This is a genomic window from Pedobacter sp. AC212 (assembly GCF_979258625.1).
Window position 1 is genome coordinate 3,316,105 of sequence record NZ_OZ409870.1, and the last position, 22,182, is coordinate 3,338,286.

Annotated in this window: 17 protein-coding genes and 4 tRNA genes; 9 read left to right on the plus strand and 12 right to left on the minus strand. The window is 37.8% G+C overall.

The features are described 5' to 3' along the window. The first annotated feature begins 50 nt into the window (after positions 1-50). Positions 51-126: transfer RNA gene (locus tag ACZZZC_RS14300), tRNA-Lys, on the plus strand. A 371-nt stretch (positions 127-497) separates the two neighbouring features. Here the strand turns inward: ACZZZC_RS14300 and ACZZZC_RS14305 are convergent. From ACZZZC_RS14305 to ACZZZC_RS14330, 6 genes are all read right to left on the minus strand, one after another. Continuing rightward, the gene (locus ACZZZC_RS14305) at positions 498-1,124 is read right to left on the minus strand and encodes a cupin domain-containing protein (protein WP_463482662.1); all 627 of its coding nucleotides are present in this window, start codon (positions 1,122-1,124) and stop codon (positions 498-500) included. Positions 1,125-1,184: 60 nt separating this feature from the next. Beyond that, on the minus strand, positions 1,185-1,889 hold the full coding sequence (locus ACZZZC_RS14310; RefSeq protein ID WP_463482663.1) for a hypothetical protein: 705 nt from the start codon (positions 1,887-1,889) through the stop codon (positions 1,185-1,187). Positions 1,890-2,850: 961 nt separating this feature from the next. Continuing rightward, positions 2,851-2,924 (minus strand) — tRNA-Pro (locus ACZZZC_RS14315). A 58-nt stretch (positions 2,925-2,982) separates the two neighbouring features. Further along, positions 2,983-3,056 (minus strand) — tRNA-Pro (locus ACZZZC_RS14320). Between the two features lie 102 nt (positions 3,057-3,158). After that, positions 3,159-3,245: transfer RNA gene (locus ACZZZC_RS14325), tRNA-Ser, on the minus strand. An 80-nt stretch (positions 3,246-3,325) separates the two neighbouring features. After that, complete coding sequence (locus ACZZZC_RS14330; protein WP_463486269.1) at positions 3,326-5,332, minus strand: HD family phosphohydrolase; 2,007 nt, start codon at positions 5,330-5,332, stop codon at positions 3,326-3,328. A gap of 190 nt (positions 5,333-5,522) precedes the next feature. On the opposite strand from ACZZZC_RS14330, the gene ACZZZC_RS14335 reads away from it, so the two are divergent. The 8 genes from ACZZZC_RS14335 (at position 5,523) to ACZZZC_RS14370 (ending at position 13,639) form a co-directional block, all read left to right on the plus strand. Beyond that, the gene (locus tag ACZZZC_RS14335) at positions 5,523-6,380 is read left to right on the plus strand and encodes an SPFH domain-containing protein (protein ID WP_056849385.1); all 858 of its coding nucleotides are present in this window, start codon (positions 5,523-5,525) and stop codon (positions 6,378-6,380) included. Between the two features lie 4 nt (positions 6,381-6,384). Further along, positions 6,385-6,906: a hypothetical protein gene (locus tag ACZZZC_RS14340; RefSeq protein ID WP_463487461.1), complete on the plus strand. Its 522-nt coding sequence runs from the start codon at positions 6,385-6,387 to the stop codon at positions 6,904-6,906. A 2-nt stretch (positions 6,907-6,908) separates the two neighbouring features. After that, positions 6,909-7,076, plus strand: a complete 168-nt coding sequence (locus tag ACZZZC_RS14345) for a type II toxin-antitoxin system antitoxin (protein WP_463487462.1) — start codon at positions 6,909-6,911, stop codon at positions 7,074-7,076. Positions 7,077-7,252: 176 nt separating this feature from the next. Continuing rightward, positions 7,253-8,428, plus strand: a complete 1,176-nt coding sequence (locus ACZZZC_RS14350; RefSeq protein ID WP_463487463.1) for an acetyl-CoA C-acyltransferase — start codon at positions 7,253-7,255, stop codon at positions 8,426-8,428. A gap of 37 nt (positions 8,429-8,465) precedes the next feature. After that, positions 8,466-9,362: a hypothetical protein gene (locus tag ACZZZC_RS14355; RefSeq protein ID WP_463487464.1), complete on the plus strand. Its 897-nt coding sequence runs from the start codon at positions 8,466-8,468 to the stop codon at positions 9,360-9,362. Between the two features lie 146 nt (positions 9,363-9,508). After that, positions 9,509-11,278 (plus strand): peptide MFS transporter, encoded by a 1,770-nt coding sequence (locus tag ACZZZC_RS14360; protein WP_463487465.1) that lies wholly within the window; start codon positions 9,509-9,511, stop codon positions 11,276-11,278. Position 11,279: 1 nt separating this feature from the next. Further along, positions 11,280-12,782 (plus strand): peptide MFS transporter, encoded by a 1,503-nt coding sequence (locus tag ACZZZC_RS14365; RefSeq protein WP_463487466.1) that lies wholly within the window; start codon positions 11,280-11,282, stop codon positions 12,780-12,782. 119 nt (positions 12,783-12,901) lie between these two features. Beyond that, on the plus strand, positions 12,902-13,639 hold the full coding sequence (locus ACZZZC_RS14370; protein WP_463487467.1) for a polyprenol monophosphomannose synthase: 738 nt from the start codon (positions 12,902-12,904) through the stop codon (positions 13,637-13,639). Positions 13,640-13,695: 56 nt separating this feature from the next. On the opposite strand, the gene ACZZZC_RS14375 is transcribed toward ACZZZC_RS14370, so the two are convergent. The 6 genes from ACZZZC_RS14375 to ACZZZC_RS14400 form a co-directional block, all read right to left on the minus strand. Beyond that, positions 13,696-13,956 (minus strand): YdeI/OmpD-associated family protein, encoded by a 261-nt coding sequence (locus tag ACZZZC_RS14375; RefSeq protein ID WP_463487468.1) that lies wholly within the window; start codon positions 13,954-13,956, stop codon positions 13,696-13,698. Beyond that, a complete protein-coding gene (locus ACZZZC_RS14380; RefSeq protein ID WP_463487469.1) occupies positions 13,923-14,213 on the minus strand; it encodes a DUF1905 domain-containing protein in 291 nt (96 codons plus the stop codon). Before ACZZZC_RS14380 ends, ACZZZC_RS14375 begins: the two co-directional genes overlap by 34 nt. A gap of 4 nt (positions 14,214-14,217) precedes the next feature. Beyond that, the gene (locus ACZZZC_RS14385; RefSeq protein WP_463487470.1) at positions 14,218-15,324 is read right to left on the minus strand and encodes a Fic family protein; all 1,107 of its coding nucleotides are present in this window, start codon (positions 15,322-15,324) and stop codon (positions 14,218-14,220) included. 75 nt (positions 15,325-15,399) lie between these two features. Beyond that, positions 15,400-18,420 (minus strand): DNA polymerase III subunit alpha, encoded by a 3,021-nt coding sequence (gene dnaE / locus ACZZZC_RS14390; RefSeq protein WP_463487471.1) that lies wholly within the window; start codon positions 18,418-18,420, stop codon positions 15,400-15,402. 176 nt (positions 18,421-18,596) lie between these two features. After that, a complete protein-coding gene (gene dinB / locus ACZZZC_RS14395) occupies positions 18,597-19,904 on the minus strand; it encodes a DNA polymerase IV (RefSeq protein WP_463482674.1) in 1,308 nt (435 codons plus the stop codon). 311 nt (positions 19,905-20,215) lie between these two features. Next, positions 20,216-22,171, minus strand: coding sequence for an OmpA family protein (locus ACZZZC_RS14400; RefSeq protein ID WP_463482675.1), 1,956 nt, complete (start codon positions 22,169-22,171; stop codon positions 20,216-20,218). Between the last annotated feature and the right edge of the window lie 11 nt (positions 22,172-22,182).

A 22,182-nucleotide genomic window follows, 5' to 3' on the forward strand; every position in this document is an offset into this window, starting at 1 on the left:
CTCGATTAATTTTTATCTCTATATTTGCACCTCCTTAAACAAAAGGAAATGATTCCGTAGCTCAGCTGGTAGAGCATTACACTTTTAATGTAGTGGTCCTGGGTTCGAATCCCAGCGGGATCACCAGAAAGCCTCACATTTATGTGAGGCTTTTTTGTTTCAAAGATATGTTAAACCGCAATTCTGAAAACTTAATTCATTTCAGACCAGATAAAATGATGGCAATTGTAATGAGTAATGTTAAGCACCAAACATCCCAGATCGAATTGATATCATTGAGCTTTTGATCAAATGCTCCATTACATCAAAAAAAAAGTTTTATCCAATAAATTATCATAGTCAAGAGAGCACGTTTTGTAAAACCATAGTATAACTTGCGTCCTGAAACGCCATCCCCATTCTCAAAAAACTACTTACGATCTCTTCGCCATTGCGTTTTATTAGTTACGCATTTACTGTACAACTATTTGTGAAACAGATCTTATTTAAAAATTATATTACGGCTTTAATGTTTTTAGCGCTGCTTCAATATCGATAGGCGGCCCTACAAAGGTATTATTGGCTAAAAGCGTTTTCAGTTCATCTTTAGTAAAAAGCTTACCCATCTGCTCTTCGTTCATGTACCCGTTGTGACAGAATACATCATAGAATTTTTCAAGCTCGGGAGAAATAGGTTGATGAATGGTAAGCATTTCTCCAGGATTCTCTACAAGGTGGTTGGCAAATGTATGGGCCGTTCCCCTGGGAATAAAAACTGTATCTCCTTTCTTGATCAGGGATACCTCTTCATTAATCTGGATTAAAAATTCTCCAGAAACCACATAGAATATCTCATCGTCTTTGTGGTGTATATGCAATGCCGGGCCACCAACTTCCTTATTCGACAAATCAGCACTGGCACTCATATACAGTTGATTTTCGGTATCTACTGAGGATAACATACAACGGCCGTAAGTCTCTTTGGGAGAAGTCTTCTTTCCGAAAAACCTACTCTCAGATGCCTTCACGATAAACCCTTTCTCAGGCTTTGCCCAAGCTTTTCTTTCCGTTAAAAAGTTAAGTTTTGCCAACGCGGTAAACGGAACCGTCAGCAATGAGGTCAGCAAAAATTTACGTCGTTTCATAGAATGTTGTTCTAAATATCTGTTAAAAGGACTCTTAATTAATGTTTTAAAGTATCCTCCTTACTTCTTAAAGTATTTTTTAATATAGATATTAAAATCCGGCAAGGATTTGTCCTCAAATATTTTCACTATCTGAGAAAACTGGATAAAAGCATATTTATTGGGGTCTTTTAATAATTCGACATAATGCTCCGTGATATACTTTTTTGCATCGACATTTTCCGGTATAGGATTTTTAACTTTGGTAAGTACCCTTTTTGCCATTTCATAACATTGTCGAAGCTCTTTTTGCTTTCCTTTGCTTCTCCAATATAGAAGAGCCAATTCGTTTGCTTCATACTCTCCGTCATAATTATTTTGGGGAACATTTCCTGTATGAAACTGCAATGCATGCCCCACTTCGTGGGGCAGAAAAAATCCGTAAAAAAACAGCGCAGCTAAAGATTTACCCTTCTCTGTATTTCCGCCCACTTCTGTGAGAAAACTCTCCATAGGCGGACCACCTATTTGCCAGGTTAACTGGTAGATCTTATTTGTCCTGGACCTGAATTGCCCAGGCATAAACGTTTTTGGGATTTCTGTAGTAAGTCCTTTGAAACTAAAAGAAGACTCAACAAGTTTTACCCGTTCTTCTATATCACGGATGATATCATCGTTTTGCTTTTTCAATGCAGCGGAATCGGTATAGATTTCAAAATATCTGTTCTGCGCTTTTGCTGTTAAACAGAGCCATGATAGTAATAAGATTGATATTATGTTTTTCATATTATATAGCTTTATGGGTTAACTAAACCTTATTTTCAGTGGACGTCTACAAGCTTTATTATTGTTTTTACTAAATCTAAGGAAACAATCTGTTGATTATGAGCATTTAGCATATTTATTTTTGTCATTATTCCTTAATCATTAAGCCATTTTCTGAATCAAAATAACTGAAATTCTCCTCAAGGTTAATCTTAAACACCACTTCTGAAGTGATCTATAAGCTTTTCTCTCCATTGCAGAATTCGCCAGAGACATTACCACCAATTGTAAATATCAATATATATCGATTACAATGAGGGTTTGCCAATAACTTTGTTAAGTTTTCATGATCTTGACTTTTAAAAGTTGGTTAAAAACCTGCTATTACAGCTAAAATTTCAGGATTAATTGCTTAGCTTAATTTACATGCCTTTGGGAAGATATTTTTAGACAATGATTGAAACATGTATTTTAACGAGTGGAAGCTATTATAAAATGAGTAAAGCCACAGTTATTAATTTCGCCTAGCTCCTACAATGCAAAGCTTATTTTTTTTAAAGTTGAGCTTTTGGCTTTTTGGTCCCACTGTGCTACTTACACTGTCTGTGCTATGGGCACAAAAAACCTAATACCATCGACAGTAATTTTAACATAAATTAGAGTTCTTCCAAAGGACTCCCTATTGCGTCTAATAAAGAAATTGACGCTAAAACTGTGGTTAGATTTCATAAAATCTTCTCCTTAATTTGCAACCAAAAAGACTACCAAAAAACAGCAGAAAAAAGCGGTAGACCTGATCGGTTCTATTTAAAAAAATTAATTACAAGAAAATTTCAGTTTTGTGAGATTATAAATTTACGAAGAATAATTTGGTAGTCTTTTTGGTTGCAAAATGTTTGACCCATATTGACCCATTTTAAAAAACAAAACCCCCTAAATTCATCATTTAGAGGGTTTTTGATACAAACTGTATCTGTAGTTGTCGGGATGGCAGGATTCGAACCTACGACCTCCTGCTCCCAAAGCAGGCGCGATACCGGGCTACGCTACATCCCGAACTTAGGTATCACCTTTTTTTAAACCTTTTTTTTTGAAAGTAGGTTTGAACTTTTTGTCGGGATGGCAGGATTCGAACCTACGACCTCCTGCTCCCAAAGCAGGCGCGATACCGGGCTACGCTACATCCCGAACTTGGTATCTTCTCTTGTTAAACCCTTTTTCGAAGGGTTGGCAAAGAAACGATTTTTAAATGATAAATCAATTTTTTTGCCAAATTATTTTTTCTTTTTGCGGAGAGGGCGGGATTCGAACCCGCGGTACCGTTACCAGTACGACAGTTTAGCAAACTGTTCCTTTCGGCCACTCAGGCACCTCTCCAACTTCCTCTACTTTCTGTCCTACCGACGTTGTTTTGAGGTCTGCAAATATAGTAAAACAACCTATTCTACAAAAAAAAATTACAAAACTTGTTGATAATCTATTCGCACATGATAGATACTCATTAGCATCGTCTTGAAAATCAATTTGATAGTTTCAATATCTTTTAATGTTAAATCGCAATTATCTAACTGATTTTGCTCCAATTTATAGTTAATAATCCGTTCAACAATATCATTTATGTTCTGAGCATCGGGATTTTTCAGACTTCTAGACGCTGCTTCTACCGAATCTGCTAACATTAGAACGCCTTGTTCTTTGCTAAAAGGGATTGGTCCAGGGTATCTAAAAATATTCTCATCAACGAATTTTTCTGGTGTGTTTTTTAAAAAAGACTGATAAAAATAATCCACCCGGGTATTTCCATGATGCGTTCTAATAAAATCTATAATAGCTTCAGGGATTTGATTTTTCCTGAGAATTTCAATTCCTTTATGAACGTGTTGAATAATAATCTGTGCACTTTGCTCGTAAGGCAGCTTATCGTGTGGACTTATAGCTGTATTTTGGTTTTCTATAAAATATTGTGGATTATCAACTTTACCGATGTCATGATAAAGTGCTCCTGCCCTAACCAAAACAGAGTTTCCTCCAATTTTGAAGATTGCCGCTTCTGCAAGATTAGCAACTTGTAACGAGTGTTGGAACGTTCCAGGTGCTTTGAAAGCAAGCTCGCGAAGCAATTTGTTATTTGTGTTTGTAAGTTCTATTAGGGCAACATCAGAAGTAATACCAAAAATACGCTCAAAAAGGTAAATTAAGGGGTAAGCCAAAAGGGAAAGTAAAACACTGAAAACAAAAGGAATAAAATTGATCCATTCAATTTCCCTGAAACTACCTTCTCTTAATAAAGCAATACCCACAAAAGCAACGAAGTATGAAAAAAGTATAAACATGGCGGAAACTAAAAACCGCTCACGTTTTACGAAGTTTTTAATACTAAAAATGGCAACCATACCAGCAGTTACCTGATAAAACACAAATTCAAAGCTGTTGGCTACAAAAAAACCAGCAATTAGAATCACTAACATGTGCAGGTAAAGTGCCAGACGTGTATCAAAAAGAATCCTTATTATGATAGGAACGACACAGAATGGAATATAATATAAACTTGGAATTTCCATCTTAATGGCCCAAGTAAGTGCCAAAAGCATTCCTGTAGTTACAATAAGTATTAAGGATAGCTGGCGATTATCAGCAAAAATATCTTTCCTGAAAAGAAACAGAAAGGACATCAGAATGGCTAGAATGAAACTTACGAGAACTACCTGACCAAAATAAACTAACACGCTACTACCTATGGTTTTCGTTTGCGCATCGTAAGTAGTTTTGTAAGATTCGAGTTTTTGATAAATTTCTTCATCAATCACATCATTTTTAGATACAATTAACTCGCCCTTTTGCACCATGCCTTTGGTAGTAGAGATATTGCTAATCGTATTATCTTGAATAACCTGAGTTAGCCTTTCATCAAAAACGATATTGGGAGCTATGTGATCCATTGCAAGGTTTGCTACCAGATCAACCATTACTTGACTCGTGGCCTTGAAATTAGCCTTGAAAAACAAGAGTGCACTTTCTGCAGTAAAAACGTCTTGAGTATTTCGAGTTTTTGACACGTTATTTTCCATTAAAGAAAAATCGTAATTTTTTGCGCCACCTTGATGTTTCACATTTAAGCCGATAACTCCTTTTTGATAGATGCTTTTTAAAAGGTTGTAAGCTTCAGTTTTAAACTGAAAACGATCTTTTTCATCAAGTTGCGTTGATTTCCATTTAATATCAAAGTCGTTCGAAAATTCTTCTAAAGCGTTATCGGAAATTGCTTTATCAAATTGGTAAACAGGCAGAATATTTTTTAGGGCATTTTTTTTATCATTACTAACCTGTGGATTGGTTTTTAATATGGCGAAACTAAATGGCGAAATCAGATCTTTATTTTTCCATACAGTGTTCTTTTCGAATTCATATCTAAAACGCGGCTGTTTAGGAAGAAAAAGCGTAATGATGAAAACTGTAAAAATCATCATCACATACTTCAAGTTTGATGAATATTTACGGTAAAGGATTTTGTGTGAATTTTTCTTGATTTTGGCCAAAACGATAGGATTATTGTGCTTTCAAAATTAACATTTTTATCTAATATACATTTTACTGAATTTGTTTGCAATTACCATCTTTTATAATTTACTTTATGATATCAAATTAATATCAATTATGTATCAAGAAAAAATTATCAGTCCTCCATCAGGTTATTTAACCTTTGTATTATTTTTAGCGCTTATTGGTGCTGCTATTTTTTGTTTCGTAACTGAAAGCTTTCTATGGGGAGGTTTACTACTGGCGCTAGATATTTTCCTAATCTTTCCAGGTTTCTTAATTATCAATCCGAATCAATCTATGGTATTAACCTTATTTGGTAAATATATTGGCACCGTTAAGGCCGATGGATTTTTTTGGGTTAACCCGTTAACTGCTAAAAGAAGGCTATCATTAAAAGCCAATAACTTAAACGGTCAGCAGCTTAAGGTAAACGATAAGCTGGGAAACCCGATAGAAATTGCTGCCGTTGTGGTATGGAAGGTAAATGAAACTGCAAAAGCTGTTTTTTCGGTAGAAAACTACATGCAGTACGTTAATATTCAAAGTGAAGCTGCTGTAAGACACCTCGCCAATATTTTTCCTTATGATCATTCTGAAGGTGAAGAAGATAGCATCACTTTAAAAGACGGTGCTGATAAAGTTAGTGAGTTGCTCGAAAACGAACTAAACGATAGGCTATCAAGAGCAGGCATTGAAGTTTTGGAAGCAAGGATATCACATTTGGCTTATGCACCAGAAATTGCCAGTGCCATGTTGCAACGTCAGCAAGCAACTGCCGTCATTGCTGCCCGGAAGCTAATTGTTGAAGGTGCCGTAGGCATGGTAGAAATGGCCTTGGCAAAATTATCACAAAAAGGAATTGTTGATTTAGATGAAGAGAGAAAAGCTGCGATGGTGAGTAATTTATTAGTTGTTTTATGTGGAGATCGCCATGTACAGCCCGTAGTAAACACCGGCACACTATACAATTAATGCCATGGAATTTGAAGAAAAACAACAGTTAAACCTGTGGTGGCTTTATATTTTAATCGGCGTGGATGCCATAATGGTAGGTTCTATTGTGCTGTTCGATAAGGGCGGAATGAACTTCCAGGATTTAAAAAATGCATATTTCGCTCCCATTTGGGCGATTTTACTTCCTTTTTTGGTAGTTTATATTATTCAAAAAAACGTTTTGACCTTGAGAATAAATCAAGACGGAATTTTTTATAAATACTTTCCCTTCAAAACCAAATTAACACCTATCGAGTGGAGTAGTGTAGAAAATGTGTACATCACAAAGTATGATGCCTTCGGCGATTATGGCGGTTATGGAGTGAAAAACAGACTCTGGTTTAAACGAAACGATAAGGCTTACCTTTTAAATGATCAATCGAGGGGGCTACAGATAGAATTTAAAAATGGGAAGAAGCTATTGTTCAGTTCGAATAAAATTGAAGAAATGGAATTATTCCTCATTAATTTGAAAACAAGATATCAAATACGAGCAATAAGTTAAGGATGGCAGAGAAAGATAAAAAAGCTTTTGTTTTGAGAATTAGTCCTGCTTTGTTAAAGGAAGTAGAAAGCTGGGCAGCTGATGAGTTTAGAAGTACAAACGGACAGATTGAATTCTTACTTAATCAGGCGCTTAAATTGCGAAAAAAGGGAAAAACAAAGGAAGACTAAAAACAAACCAATAACGGCTCAACTCATCATCATTTGAGATGGTGTCAACCGTTATTAATTTTAATGCGACTAAGCTGACATTTCCTTCATGCTAAAATGGCCCCGTATTCGTTATTGCAATATTAAAAAATGTATAACTTAGCGGACTAACCAAAAATTCATAAAAATATTTATTCATGAAAGAAGTTGTAATTGTATCAGCTACCAGAACACCCATTGGAAGCTTTGGCGGTTCATTAAATCAATTTTCTGCTACACAATTAGGTGGCTTTGCTATTAAAGCTGCCGTTGAGAAAGCTGGTTTAAAACCGGAAGATATAGAGGAAGTTTACATGGGCAACGTGTTATCTGCAAATTTAGGACAAGCCCCAGCTACGCAGGCTGCAAAATTTGCGGGTTTGCCAGATCTTCCTGCCACTACCATTAATAAGGTTTGCGCATCGGGAACCAAGGCGATTATGTTGGCCGCACAAAGCATTGCCAACGGTGATCATGAGATTATGGTTGCAGGCGGTATGGAAAGCATGAGCAATGTTCCTTATTATTTAGATAAAGCAAGGAATGGTTATCGCTTAGGCCACGGGCAGCTTACTGATGGTTTGGTTAAAGACGGATTGTGGGACGTTTACAATGATTATCACATGGGTTCTGCTGCTGAACTTTGCGCTTCAGAATGCAATATCAGTCGTGAAGATCAGGATAAATTCGCTATAGAATCTTACAAGCGAGCTCAAAGCGCACAAACCGAAGGGAAATTTGCAGTTGAAATTACTGCAATTGAAGTGAAAGACAGAAAAGGTGAAATAAGCCTAATTGATACTGATGATGAGCCAACTGCCGTAAAATTTGAAAAAATTCCCGGTTTAAAACCGGTATTTAAAAAAGACGGAACGGTTACTGCAGCCAATGCATCAACCTTAAATGATGGTGCAGCAGCATTGGTGTTAATGAGTGCAGATAAAGCGAAAGAAATGGGAATTAAACCATTGGCGAAAATTTTAGCTTATGCAGATGCACAACAAGCGCCAGAATGGTTTACTACTTCGCCATCAAAAGCGATTCCTCTGGCCTTACAAAAAGCCAATATTGACATTAAAGATGTCGATTATTTTGAAATCAATGAAGCGTTTTCTGTGGTATCAATTGCCAATAATCAACTGTTAGAACTGTCAAACGATAAAGTGAATATTAATGGTGGAGCAGTATCATTAGGGCATCCACTTGGTGCTTCTGGTGCTCGTATTGTGGTTACTTTACTTTCTGTATTGGAACAGAATAACGGTAAAATTGGCGTCGCCGGAATATGCAATGGCGGTGGTGGCGCAAGTGCCATCGTTATCGAAAAAATTTAAAATTTGCCGGGCTTTATGCCCGGCATTCTTAATGTAAATGAAAATACAAAAAATACATCTTTTATTAATTTTCCTGTTTGCCGGGCTTTATGCTGATGCCCAGCAAAATACAAAGGCATTTGAAAATTTCCAGGATACACTAGTTAAGATATCGAAGGCTACCACCGCAGAAACTTTTGATGTAAAGAAGCTAGAATTGAATGGAAAGTTTGTTAAAACGTTAGTTGATGCACTGAAGACACCTCATTCATTTGGTTTTTCTTTCGATTCATTAAAAAATGTTTCCATCATTAAATCTCCAGATCAGGCTTTTAGAGTAATTAGTTGGTACCTTTTGTTGGAAAATGGTACCTACCGATACTATGGAGCCATCCAAATGAATAGCAACAACGGTCCACTGAAACTTTTCCCTTTAATCGATCAAACCGAAAACCTGAATGATCCAAATATTATAACTGACAACCAAAAATGGTTTGGGGCCCGTTATTACGAGATTATACCTGTTAGCAGTGGTAGCCGCCTGCCCTATTACATCTTGTTGGGATGGAAAGGCAATAATCAAACGACCACCAAAAAGGTAATCGAAATTCTTTCCTTTAGTAAGGATAAGTTAACCTTTGGCGCAACAGTTTTCGATGGAAAAAACATAAAAAATAAAAACAGATTCATTTTTGAATACACCAAATCAAATGCGATGCTTTTGAAAACAGATCGGAAAGCAGGTATGATTGTATTTGATCATTTGGCGCCTTTCGATTCTCAGATGACTGGTAGATATGAATTTTATGGTTCGGACGGAACGTTTGATGGCTTTAAAATCATAGGTGGAAAACTAAAACTGATGGAAGGTTTAGAATTAAATAATAATCCAAATGAAATGGATGAGTTATACGCCGATCCAAAGAAAAATGTTAAACCAGAACGAAAGTTTTAAAATTTAACGCTGCTTAACAACATCATTACTATTGCTATACGGTAAAAATTTGTGAGTTTGCCAATCGCTACCTATATTGCGCCTTGCAAACAGGCTTAAACAACACACAAATTCTGAATTCATAAACTAAAACCAACAAATGTTTTATGCAAACATCCATTGAAACCAAAGACGATTTCTTTAGCAGCAAAGTATTGGGTCATCCGGCAGGGTTATTCGTGCTTTTCTTCACTGAAATGTGGGAGAGATTTTCGTACTACGGTATGCGTGCCTTACTTGTTCTATTTCTTACTTCTTCTATGTTTGGCGATAACCCAGGATGGGGCTGGCCAAGAGAACATGCGCTTGCAATTTATGGCTCTTATACTTCTTTGGCTTATTTAACTCCTATTTTGGGCGGCTTTATTGCCGATAGATTTATCGGTTATCGTTGGGCGGTTATCTTGGGGGCACTTTTAATGACCCTGGGACACCTATCCATGGCCTTCGAGTTCAATCCAATTTTCATGTACCTGGGATTATGCCTTTTGGTGGTTGGAAACGGTTTCTTTAAACCAAACATGACTTCGATTTTATCACACATGTACAAAAAACATCCAGAGAAAAAAGATGGTGCATACACCATTTTTTACATGGGTGTTAACTCTGGAGCATTTCTAGGAATGTTATTATGCGGTTACATTGGCGAAAATCCAAATTGGGGTTGGAGCTATGGTTTCGGTTTGGCCGGTATTTTCATGTTTGTAGGTATGCTTCAATTCTATTTCACTAAAAATATATTTGGCTCAATTGGGCTTAAACCTGAGAAAAACAATGTAGTTATTGATGAAGATGAAGACCCTGCAGAGGCAAAAAGAAATCCTTTCTCCCTATTCGATATCGTACTTATTGGGCTAATATCAATCATTGGGCTAATCTGGATTATAAATGATCCGGTATCAAAAATTACCGGTTCAACGGTGTTTAATTTCAAAATCGGCAGTTTAACGGGAGACAACTTTGCTATTATCATCGCACTGGCCTTGTTTATTTTTATCTTGATTAAAAGGATTGCACAATACTCACCTAAGCTAAGAGATAAAATGATTGTTGTAATCGTACTTGCTTTTATCACTATCTTCTTTTGGGCTTCGTTTGAGCAAGCCGGCGGTTCGATGACGATTTTCGCAAAAGACTACACGGCAAGGTTATTAGAAGGAAACGCTAAAATTATCTTCAATGTTGCCAATACATTGATTACGGTAGTTCCTTTGGTTATCATTACTTATGTTCTTTTTAGTTTATTCAGAAAAACATTTGCAAATTTCGCGTTGGGGAATATTATTCTTGCAGCCGGTTTTGCTATCATTTGGGGATTGGTAATTTATATGCTTAAAAACCAATACAGCGATGTTAAAGCTGAAGTTCCTGCAACTTGGTTTGGTGTGTTGAACTCCTTATTTATTATTTCCTGTGCACCTATTGTATCAAAACTTTGGGAGAGCAAATTCAATCCTACCGCCACTGTAAAAAACGGTATCGGAATGATTTTATTGGGTATCGGCTTCGCAGCGTTGGCTTATGGTTCGAGTTCAATTCCACCAGGTGCAAAAATTGCCTCGGTAAGTATGATCTGGTTAATTCTAGCTTACTTTTTCCATACCATGGGTGAGCTTTTTATTTCTCCTGTTGGCTTATCGTATGTTTCTAAATTAGTTCCGGGAAGAATGATCGGGATCATGTTCGGTATATGGTACTTAGCCATCGCCATTGGAAATAAAATTGCAGGTACAATGGGTGGAATGATTGATAAAATTACGGCGCAGTATTCGATGTCGACATTCTTTCTGATTTTCACATTGATTCCAGTAGGATTAGGTATTTTCATTATGTTGTTAACACCGATCATCAAAAAATTAATGCACGGGGTTAAATAGCATGCAAATCGTGACAGAAAAAACGCCTTCTATTGAAACATTAGAAGCGATTCAGAATTTTGATGGTAAATATCCGAAGCAACTTTGGTATTTATCATTAGTAGAGATGTGGGAACGCTTCTGTTTTTATGGGATGCGAGGTGTCCTGGCCTTTTTCATGGTTGATCAATTGGGATTAACTGATCAAAAATCGAATCTCCAATACGGTGCAATTCAGGCTTTCGTTTATGCTTTTACCTTTATTGGTGGCATCTTTGCCGATAAAATTTTAGGTTTTAGGAAGTCGCTCTTTTGGGGCGGATCGTTAATGATTATCGGAAACCTGGTTTTAGCTTTTTCTCCGCAGGATTTATTTTATGTAGGGATTACACTTTCAATCATTGGAACTGGTTTTTTCAAGCCAAATATTTCATCGATGGTTGGCGAACTTTACCATGAAAAAGACAACCGAAGAGATGCAGGTTATGGCCTTTTTTATGCTGGGATAAATGTTGGAGGCCTTTTAGGTGGCGCTATGTGCATTTACTTAGGTAAATATGTTTCCTGGCATTTGTGTTTTCTTTCGGCAGCTGTTGTAATGGCTTTCGGATTGGGAACATTTATTTTTACCAAGAAGTTTTTAGGTCCTATCGGAAATTCTCCATTGCTTAATCTAGAAAAATCCAAAAGAACTGCTTACGAAATAGCCGTTTACATAGGCTCGTTGCTTTGTATTCCATTGATCTTTATCATGGTCAAAAATACAGCCTATACTGACTATTTTATGTACACTATCGGCATTGTAGCTTTGATCTATTTTATCTACGAAACCGCAATGGTTAAAGACATTAAAGCACAATATAAACTGATTGCTGCATTTGTATTCATATTTTGCTACTTCATTTTTATGGCAATATCCGAGCAAAGTGGCGGTTCCTTATCTCTTTTTGCTAAAGACAATTTAGATCACAGTTTGCTTTTTTTTAACATCGATCCAAATGTGGTGAACAACAGCGTAAACTCATTCTTCGTAATTGTTTTCAGTCCTTTGGTGGGTTTGTTATGGATTGGAATGTACAAACGCAAAATTGAACCCAATACGGTTGTTAAATTTGGAATCGGTTTTCTGTTGTTGGCGCTTAGCTTTTATGTTTTTTACGCGACGAGATTCTTTTCCAATGAGCAAGGAATAAGTTCGCTAAATATTTTCACCCTGGCTTATCTCCTACTTACTTTAGGCGAGCTATGCTTGGGTCCAATTGGCATGTCGATTATCACGAAACTTTCGCCAAAGAAAATGTTTGGTATGATGATGGGCCTTTGGTTTCTCTCAAGCGCATTTGGCCAGCTTGCGGCCGGCAAATTGGGTGCAGAAATGTCGAGCATTGATAATGCTTCGTTAATGACAAAGCTGGTAGCTTACACCGAAGGGTATAAAGCATTAGCACTTTACTCGCTTATTGCAGGTATAGCCTTAATCGCATTTTCACAATTGGTTAAAAAGCTAATGGGAGAAGTAAGATAAATACATCAATACAACACAACCAAAAGCCTGAAAGAAAATTTCGGGCTTTTGGTTTTTAATAACTAATTTCGCCCCCATACAACAATTACTCAATCGTAATTTTAAAATTATACCAACACGTGTCTGATAGTTTAGTAATCATCCCTACCTATAATGAAAAGGAAAACATTGAAAAGATCATTAGAAAGGTTTTTTCATTAACGCAACCTTTTCATGTGCTTATTGTTGATGATGGATCTCCGGATGGCACTGCAAACATTGTAAAATCGCTGCAAGTTGAATATGGCGGGAAACTATACATAGAGGAAAGGGCGGGCAAACAAGGCTTGGGTACAGCTTATATTTATGGTTTTAATTGGGCTTTGCAGCGTGATTATGAGTACATTTTTGAAATGGACGCTGATTTTTCTCATAACCCGGATGACTTATTCAGGCTTCGCGAAGCTTGTGTAAATGGTGCTGATCTTGCTATCGGATCTCGTTATGTTAGAGGGGTTAATGTTGTAAATTGGCCAATGGGAAGAGTTCTCATGTCGTATTTTGCATCAATGTACGTTCGTTTTATTACTCGAATTAACATTCAGGATGCGACAGCAGGCTTTAAGTGTTATCGTAGAATTGTACTACAAACTATCCCATTGGAAAAAATACGTTTTGTAGGCTATGCTTTCCAAATTGAGATGAAATTTACAGCCATTAAGTTTGGATTTAAGGTAGTTGAGGTTCCAATTATTTTTACGGATAGAACAGAGGGAACATCAAAAATGAGTACCCGTATTTTCAGAGAAGCTTTTTTAGGAGTGATCCAAATGAAGGTGAGCAGCTGGTTTAGAAATTACAGTCGGGAGAAAATTTAACTGCTGAAAGTTAAAAGTTGTAAGTATCGACCGACTTATGGTTCGAGACTATGGACTTAGGACTCAAGACTTCTTTTTTGGCTTGCCCTGATCATTGCTCCAAAGTCTTGCCCTTTCTCCATCGCCATAACTGTCATTGTGAGGCGCTTCGTTCTCGTTGGTTCGGTTTTAGCTTCGTTGATGTATTTAATAAAATAGTTTTGATGTGATTTTGAAAGTTTTAGAAATCGCTCTAATAAATCATCAACATCGGCCAGGCACATTTCTAAATCTTCGGGTATTTCTATTTTAAAGTTTTTATCTTCTTCCAGCCACAATTCAACTTTTGCCCCAGCCTCTTTTTTAATTTTTTTCGAAGTTCGGCTCGAAGTGCAATAATGAAATCACCTTCACCCATTGGAACTGTGGCAACGCCTGCGATTTTCACATCATCTATTTTTCCCCTTACCCTAAAAGAAACCTTACAATCGGCTTTAATTTGATTGGCTATTATCGCTGGAATAAAAACATAGCTCCAACCCGTTTTATCGGCCATTTGTTCAAACTTTTCTATTTCGGCTTTGATGTGGATCATGGGTTTAAGTTAAATTTATTTTATAGTGTACGCTTCTTCCTGCCCCAAAAGATTCCAGCACACCTAAATTTTCTAACTCTTTTAGATCTCTGGTTGCTGTAGCTTTAGATGACTTAGTTAATGAGATATATTTTTTTGCAGTCATTCCTCCTTCGAAACCATCAGGGCCAAAACTGAACATTTTTTGTAGCACCTTTACCTGTCTTTCGTTAAATTTATCTTTAAACAAGTCAAACATCTTAATTTTGCTAAGTGTAAAATCGATCATTTGTTTAGCATCTAATTGAGCAATCAATGCCGTTTCAACAAAATACGCCAACCAACTTGAAATTTCATTACTCGCTTGGGCCGTTTTCAATGCATCATAGTAAGCCCTTTTATTCCGTTCAATTATTTTAGATAAACTGAGCATCACTGGTCTTCCCAAAGTTTGCGAAAGCGCCTTCTCAGCAATAGCACGTCCTATTCGTCCATTTCCATCCTCAAATGGATGGATACTTTCAAAATATAAATGAGCAATGCCTGATCTAACTACCGGATCATCAATCTCTTTTTTCCCATTAGGCATTGTGTCATTAAACCATTCAATAAAAAGTTTCATTTCTTTTGGCATGTTGTAGGATGGTGGCGCTTCAAAATGTATTTTTTCTTTGTCTAAACCGCCGGAGACTACTCTCATCGGTTCATCGCTCATTCTCCACGCACCAACATTCAAAACCTTGTTATCTCCAAGCAATAACCGGTGCCAATGAAACAAAATTTGCTCATCTAAAGGTTTATTGAACGTGTTTCTTACATCAATCATTAAATCGGCAATGCCTAATGCTCTTTTATCTTTAATTACCTCTACAACCTTATTTATACCTAAGTTATTCTTGATAGAAGACATTACATCTTCTCTACTCAAAAATTCTCCTTCTATTGCTGAAGTTTTAATGGCTTCCGATAAAATTGTTTCTAAAAGGGTTTCTTGTCTAAGATCGGCTGGCAGCGATTTTAATAAGACATTAACTTCTCCGGTTTCTTGTGCAAAATTGTACAACTTACTTGCAATTTCTTTAGTTGAGTAAGCAAATTTTGGCCAATCTGGAAGTTCCCAATTATAGTTCATGAGCCGAATATACGATTTATTCGGCTCAAAAATTAGCTAAATCATGAGCCGATTAGCGAAATTAATCGGCTCAACCTAATCAACTGCTACCGGATTCATCCGAATATCCAACTTGGCAAACTTTAAAACTTCAACACTCTGAAAACCGAAGTCTTCAACAATTTTACCCAATATCAGATAACAGCCCTTTCCTTTGAAAGGATACATTGGAGTTGCGTTAGGAAAATGGGTGGTATCAAAAAAATCGCCGTTACTATCTAAAAAAGTTCCAAACCACATTTTAGTGTTTTTTACGGTTCGAACGGTTTTTTCGCAAACGTAATTCCCTACCATTCTGACTGTTTTCCCTACGTTCTTATTCATATCGGAAGCCATTATTTCTCCGCGGTAGCTGGTCTTCAAAAAATCGAACATTTGGTAGTTTAGCGGAAAACCCAATAGTTCCCATTCTACATATGCGTCTTCAATTGGCGAGTTGGCCAGTTCTGGCAGCGTATATTCTTTGCGTTCGAGGCTAAATAATTCGGCCGCATTTATTATAATTTTGTTCTTGTGTCCTAAATAGTTGTATATATCCCAGAGTAGTGTTTTCTTATCTTTTCCGGTAAACCTAAGGGCGCCTAAGCGAATCAATAGTATTGCTTGTTCTAATGTAATTTGAGTTCGTTTTACGAAATTCTCTAAATCTTTGAAAGGTCCATTCAACCTGCGTTCCTGAGGAATACTTTCAATAAATTTATGCTCCAAACCCTGAACCCCCGTGAAGCCTAAAAAAGCATCATTTCCTTTTATATTGACCACTTCATCGCTGTGGTTTACACAAGGCAAGTGTAGATTTGCCCCAGTTTTTTGAAGCTCGTGAACATAAACCCACCTATTGTAAAAACCGCCATAATTATTTAAAACCGCCACCATAAACTCTTTTGGATAATAAGTTTTTAGGTATAAACTTTGGTAACTTTCTACAGCAAAAGATGCAGAATGGGCTTTTGAAAAACTATAGCCTGCGAAAGAAGAAATTTGTCGCCAAACTTCGGTAATTAATTCTTCACTGTGTCCTTGCTTGCGGGCTGAGACAAAAAACTTATTCACGAGTTCTTCAAAAGCTAACTTAGATCGATATTTACCGCTCATCGCTTTTCGCAGCACATCGGCATCGGCCAAATCCAAACCTGCAAAATAATGACAAACTTTAATCACATCTTCCTGGTAAACCATAACCCCGTACGTTTCTTTAAGCTGTTCTTTCATCTCTTCGCAGAGATAAACCACCTTATCGGGCGCATGATAACGCTCAATGAAAGATTTCATCATGCCAGAACTCGCCACTCCTGGACGAATAATCGAACTCGCCGCTACCAGGGTTAAATAATCTTCGCACTTCAATTTCTTTAGTAATTGGCGCATGGCTGGCGACTCGATATAAAAGCAACCAATGGGCTGGCCTTCACGCAAAATAGCATTGAGGTTTGGATCATTTTTAAAAGTTTTAAAATCATGAATATCGATATCACGACCGCAATTTTTCTTGATCAGTTGCACTGCTTCACGAATATGGCCGATGCCTCGTTGGCTCAATACATCAAACTTTTCATAACCTATTGCCTCTGCCTCGTACATATCCCACTGTACTGTTACAAAACCTTTTGGAGGCAAATCTAAAGCAGTATAATAAGTAATAGGTTCTTCAGAAATGAGAATACCCCCTGCATGAATGGAACGTTGATTTGGCATATTTTGCATGTGATGGTGAACGGCAGCTAACTTTTGATAGGTAGCATTTTGCTGATTTTCACGTTCCTTTGTGGGGTCGATGAAACCATCAATTTCTTCTTTCGGCAAACCAAGCACTTTACCAATTTCTCGAATAATGGCCCGGTCTTTAAAAGTGCTCATCGTACCTAAAAAAGCAACATGCCACTTCGGGTATTTATTAAAAATATATTTCTGAATGGTTTCCCGCTCATCCCAGGCAAAGTCTATATCAAAATCTGGGGGGCTGGTACGTTTCTCATGTAAAAACCTCTCGAAGTATAAATCAAGATCAATGGGATCTACATCAGTAATGCGCAGACAATAAGCAACGATGCTGTTTGCACCCGACCCTCTACCTACATGGTAAAACTTGCATTTTCCCATGGCGTATCGAACAATATCGAACGTAATTAAAAAGTAGGCGCAGTAGTGTTTCAGTTCAATGATGCGCAACTCTTTTTCCATTCGTTCCCTGGCAACTGGATTATTTTTGCCGTAACGATTTTCTAAACCTTTGTATGCAATTCGCCTGAGCAAAATCTTGTCCAAATCTTCACCTTCCTTACAATAGGAAAAGCGGTTTTTAGAGACAGGCTGAGGGCCAGGCTCAAAATAACTGCTCAAATCGCATGCATTTAATAATTTCTGTGTATTCTCAACAATGAACGGAAATGCTTCAAACTTGAGTTTCAACTCTTCTTCGGAAACCAAAACTTCATTAAATCCGCATTTTGCATTTTCTGGCACCAGGGTTAATAAGGTATTCAATTCAATCGCTCGTAGATATTCATGTAAGCGATGTTCTACCCGGCTACCTACCGTAACCGGATGCCAGATTACCAACTTTTCCTTTTGCCCGAGCAAAGGGTGTTTGTAAAGGTGGTTTAACTGATCGCTTTTTATGCCGATAAACTCATTCGATTTTAATGTCCGATTAAAAATTTTAGTAAAAGGATAAATAAAATAAACATCGTTAAGAATGGGCGCAGTATCCGGAAGTGGAATATTTTCGATATTATGGAAGCTCAAAAACTCGTTGAGCGCCCGCATCCCTTCTCTGTTTCTTGCAATACCGATATATAAAAGCTGCTGGTCTTTTCTAAATTCTATTCCAGTGATGGGTTTGAGTGGATAGGGAATATTTCCTTTTTGAACATCATCTGCTTCTTTCGCAATTCCTTGTCGATAGCATTCCCTAATGAATTCGACAGCTCCGGTAGAATTGTTGATATCTGTTAAAACAAGCTGACCAATATTTAAAGCACGGGCTTTGGCAACGATTGTTTGAATATCCATCGTTCCGTATTTTAAGCTATATGATGAATGTACGTTAAGAAACATTTCAGTTGTCGGTTACCAGTTGGCAGTTGCCGGTTTTCAGTTGCCAGTTTCCAGTTGGCAATTAACAGTTGCCAGTTGTTAGTTGCCGAATTCCTTGCTGGTTGACAGTTTCCGGGCTTCCAGGTTTAGGGTTAAGGATAGATTATTAAACATTTAACCAATTGTAATGAAAAAAGCTATCCGTCTAATTTGGTAGCTGTTCCTAAATCAGCGTTAATAAAAGTTCTAATTCTCGATCGCTTTCTTTCTTCTCCATTTTCATTTTCAGCTCCAGGCAACTTTTTCTTTCGGGGATTATATTTGATGACTTTTCCATTTTCATCTCGTTCCGGGCCTTTAACAATACAGGCTTTTACAACCGATTCGATACCGTAATGATTCCTCACTTTATCCATCGCCTGGTATAAATCGTATTCTTCTTCTGAAGTATGATATAAACCAATCTGTTCGAAACCGCTTACCAGATGAGACAACCTCACACCGATTAAGCGTAACAACATTCTTTTGCTATATAGCTTCTTAAATAACTCGTGTGCTTTGGAAATCAGGAAAGAATCGAGTGCGGTATAAGGAATTCGGGCCTGTTGCGTTACGGTTTCAAAATTCGAATAACGAATGGTAACCGTAATGCAGGCGGTTAACTTCTGCTGACTCCGGAGCTCGTAAGTGAGGTTAGTGACCATGCCGCTTAAAATCGCCTTCATTTTTGCGATATCCATACTGTCGCTTTCAAAAGTCGTTTGTGTACCGATCGATTTCCGTTCACGGTAAGGAACTACTGGTGAAAAATCTATACCATTGGCTTTCTGCCAAATTGCCAAGCCCTGCTGGCCTAGAATTTTAAACATTAAATCTTGAGGAACTTCTGCTAAAGTTTGGATTTTCCGAACCCCCATTTCGCTTAGCTTTTTATAAGTTGCATCGCCAATACCTGGAATTTTGTGTACCGGCAAAGGGTTTAAAAAAGGTCGAACTTCTGGAAAGGGAATTTCCAACTCTCCATTTGGCTTACATTCATTGGTGCCGATTTTAGAGACGGTTTTATTTACCGACAAGCCGAAAGAAATTGGCAATCCCATTTCTTTGATAATCGTTTGCCGAAGTTCGGAAGCAAATTTCATACAGCCGAAAAACTTGTCCATACCTGTCATATCGATATAATGTTCATCAATACTAGCCTTCTCAAATAAAGGAACACGATCGGCTATAATTTCGGTAATTTCATGCGAAGCCCTGGAATAGTCATCCATATTTCCCCTTACAAAAATAGCCTGAGGACAAAGCTGTTTTGCCATTCGACCCGGCATTGCTGCATGCACGCCAAATTTACGGGCTTCGTAGCTACAGGAAGTCACTACGCCCCGATCTGCACTGCCACCAACAATTACTGGTTTGCCAACTAGTTTAGGATTCTTCCGAAGTTCAACTGATACGAAAAATGCATCTTGATCCATATGAATGATATGTTTGTCCTTGTCCGTCATGATTCCAACATTACCAAATTCTGCAAATTACCTCAAATTCAAAACCAAAAATACTAATTAATTTAGTTTTAATCTCGATTTATCGGATATTTTATCCACAAAATACTAACATTTTTAGTCTTAAAGAGTTCTCATATCTCAATCCAAAAAAATTAACCTAAAAAAAAGATGCCCTGACATCGCTACCAGGGCATCTTTTAAAGTAAAGATTAATTAAGACTTTTTTAAGTTCGTTGAACTGCTAAAAAGCATTTATTCAGAACCGCATTTTGAGCAAACACATTTTCATAATATTCTACCTTCTCTATAAATTATTGCTTCACAATTTTAAATTCGGTTCTTCTGTTCAACTGGTGGTCTGCATCGCTGCATTCGATGCCGTTGGCACACTTATTCAATAGCTGCGTTTCGCCATAACCTTTAGCCGTGATGCGGTTTCTATCAATGCCCTTAGAAATGATATATTGAACCGCAGATTCAGCACGTTTTTGAGATAATGTAAGGTTGTAGCTGTCTTTACCGCGACTATCGGTATGTGAGTCAAGCTCAATCCATATGGTAGGGTTATCGACCATAATCCTAACCAGCTTATCCAGTTCCATTGCGGCATCAGCACGAATGTTCCATTTATCAAAATCGTAGTAGATGTTTTCCAATCTGATTGCCCTGTTGATTTCGACCGGTTCGAGATGCAGATCCTGTCTAATCACCTCAGAAGTTGTCAAACCGATTGTGGCCAGATTCTCGGTATCCAACCGGTAATTGGTTTTTTCTGCGCTTACATTGTATTCGCTTTCTGCTGAGAGATTGAATTTGTAATTCCCATCGGCATCTGCTTCAGTTTTGATGGATCCACCGCCTACCCTGGCAAGCGTAACCAGCGCATTGGGTAAAGGTTGACTGGTCTTCTTATCGAATACCGTACCCTCCAGTTTGAAAGCGATAATCATTTTCTGATCGATGCCGTAAATATCGTCGCTGCCCAAACCATTGTTTCTGTTTGAAGACAGATAAGCGATGCCGCCCTTTTCATTCAGGCTAAAGCCAAAATCATCTTGCGGTGAGTTAAAAGGATAGCCCATATTCTCGATTTTACCAATACCTGAACCATCTCTCAGTGCCCTGAAAACATCCAGCCCGCCCATACCAACATAGCCGTCGCTCGAGAAAAACAGGTTGTTGTTGACATCAAAAACAGGACTGCGTTCGTTTCCAGCGGTATTGATTTCTTCCAGATTGACCGGCTTTCCCCACTCTCCTGCATCGGTTTTCAAAGAAACGTAAATATCTGTTCCGCCCTTTCCACCCGGCATGTTCGATGCAAAATATAGACTTGTTCCACTCGCAGAGATAAACGGATCGCCAACAGAATACCGGTTTACATCGTTGTACGGAAAAGCGACCGGTTCGCCCCAGCTTCCATCAGCGGCTTTTGTACTGCTGTATATTTCTACATTGACCGTGCTTGGCCTGTTTTTTACTTTTTCCAGATCGTCCGGAATGGGCGTCATGGTGAAATATACCGTGTTCCCATCGGCGGTAAAGGTTGCCGATCCAACATGGTACCGGGTACCTGTTTTTATGGGAAACAATTTCAAGCTATCCGTTGGACTACTATTGATGTACAGTTTTAAATATCCATTCCCGGTCCAACCATAAATATTTTTATCGGGAGTTTGAGCTCCGTCGAATTTTAAAAACGGTGTATTTTCTTTTGATTCCAGACCAGTCTCGGTTCTATCTGAGGTGAAAACTACCCCGCCCTGGTAAGTGGTAGCGCCCCAGTCGGACTGACTGCTGTTCAAGGATTTTTGATTGATCAGTTCCACTTGCTTCGGATGTCTCATCCATTGCAGAGCCGAATCACAAGAGGAAAGCCAAACGTCTTTTTGGCGCTCGGTAACATCTTTTTTCTGGTCGATATAGTTTTGATACTGAACCTTGGCTTCGCTATACTTGGAGTTATTTTGCAAAGCCTTTGCATAACCTAAAATGTTTTCAGGTTTTTTGCCATTTAGTTTTGAGGCAATAGCAAACCAGCTTTCCGCCTGTTTGTAATTATTCATGTAAGCATAAGCATTGGCCAGACGCTCTGCCGCATGCAAAGTTTCTTTCTTTTTATAAGCCTGTTCGTATAAATCTACAGCTTTGGCATAATTGAAAAGTTCGAACTGCTTGTCTGCATCTTTTAATACGTACTGTGCCCTTGCTGAAAAACCGACTGCCAAAAGGCAGTAAACAGTAAAAGCTGGTAAAATTTTGTTCATTATATGTTGAT

Excerpts from the sequence above, each read along its gene's own strand:
- ACZZZC_RS14305 (WP_463482662.1), bottom strand. The coding sequence starts at position 1,124 with ATGAAACGACGTAAATTTTTGCTGACCTCATTGCTGACGGTTCCGTTT.
- ACZZZC_RS14310 (WP_463482663.1), bottom strand. The coding sequence starts at position 1,889 with ATGAAAAACATAATATCAATCTTATTACTATCATGGCTCTGTTTAACA.
- ACZZZC_RS14330 (WP_463486269.1), bottom strand. The coding sequence starts at position 5,332 with ATGATTTTTACAGTTTTCATCATTACGCTTTTTCTTCCTAAACAGCCG.
- ACZZZC_RS14335 (WP_056849385.1), top strand. The coding sequence starts at position 5,523 with ATGTATCAAGAAAAAATTATCAGTCCTCCATCAGGTTATTTAACCTTT.
- ACZZZC_RS14340 (WP_463487461.1), top strand. The coding sequence starts at position 6,385 with ATGGAATTTGAAGAAAAACAACAGTTAAACCTGTGGTGGCTTTATATT.
- ACZZZC_RS14345 (WP_463487462.1), top strand. The coding sequence starts at position 6,909 with ATGGCAGAGAAAGATAAAAAAGCTTTTGTTTTGAGAATTAGTCCTGCT.
- ACZZZC_RS14350 (WP_463487463.1), top strand. The coding sequence starts at position 7,253 with ATGAAAGAAGTTGTAATTGTATCAGCTACCAGAACACCCATTGGAAGC.
- ACZZZC_RS14355 (WP_463487464.1), top strand. The coding sequence starts at position 8,466 with ATGAAAATACAAAAAATACATCTTTTATTAATTTTCCTGTTTGCCGGG.
- ACZZZC_RS14360 (WP_463487465.1), top strand. The coding sequence starts at position 9,509 with ATGCAAACATCCATTGAAACCAAAGACGATTTCTTTAGCAGCAAAGTA.
- ACZZZC_RS14365 (WP_463487466.1), top strand. The coding sequence starts at position 11,280 with ATGCAAATCGTGACAGAAAAAACGCCTTCTATTGAAACATTAGAAGCG.
- ACZZZC_RS14380 (WP_463487469.1), bottom strand. The coding sequence starts at position 14,213 with ATGATCCACATCAAAGCCGAAATAGAAAAGTTTGAACAAATGGCCGAT.
- ACZZZC_RS14385 (WP_463487470.1), bottom strand. The coding sequence starts at position 15,324 with ATGAACTATAATTGGGAACTTCCAGATTGGCCAAAATTTGCTTACTCA.
- dnaE (WP_463487471.1), bottom strand. The coding sequence starts at position 18,420 with ATGTTTCTTAACGTACATTCATCATATAGCTTAAAATACGGAACGATG.
- dinB (WP_463482674.1), bottom strand. The coding sequence starts at position 19,904 with ATGACGGACAAGGACAAACATATCATTCATATGGATCAAGATGCATTT.
- ACZZZC_RS14400 (WP_463482675.1), bottom strand. The coding sequence starts at position 22,171 with ATGAACAAAATTTTACCAGCTTTTACTGTTTACTGCCTTTTGGCAGTC.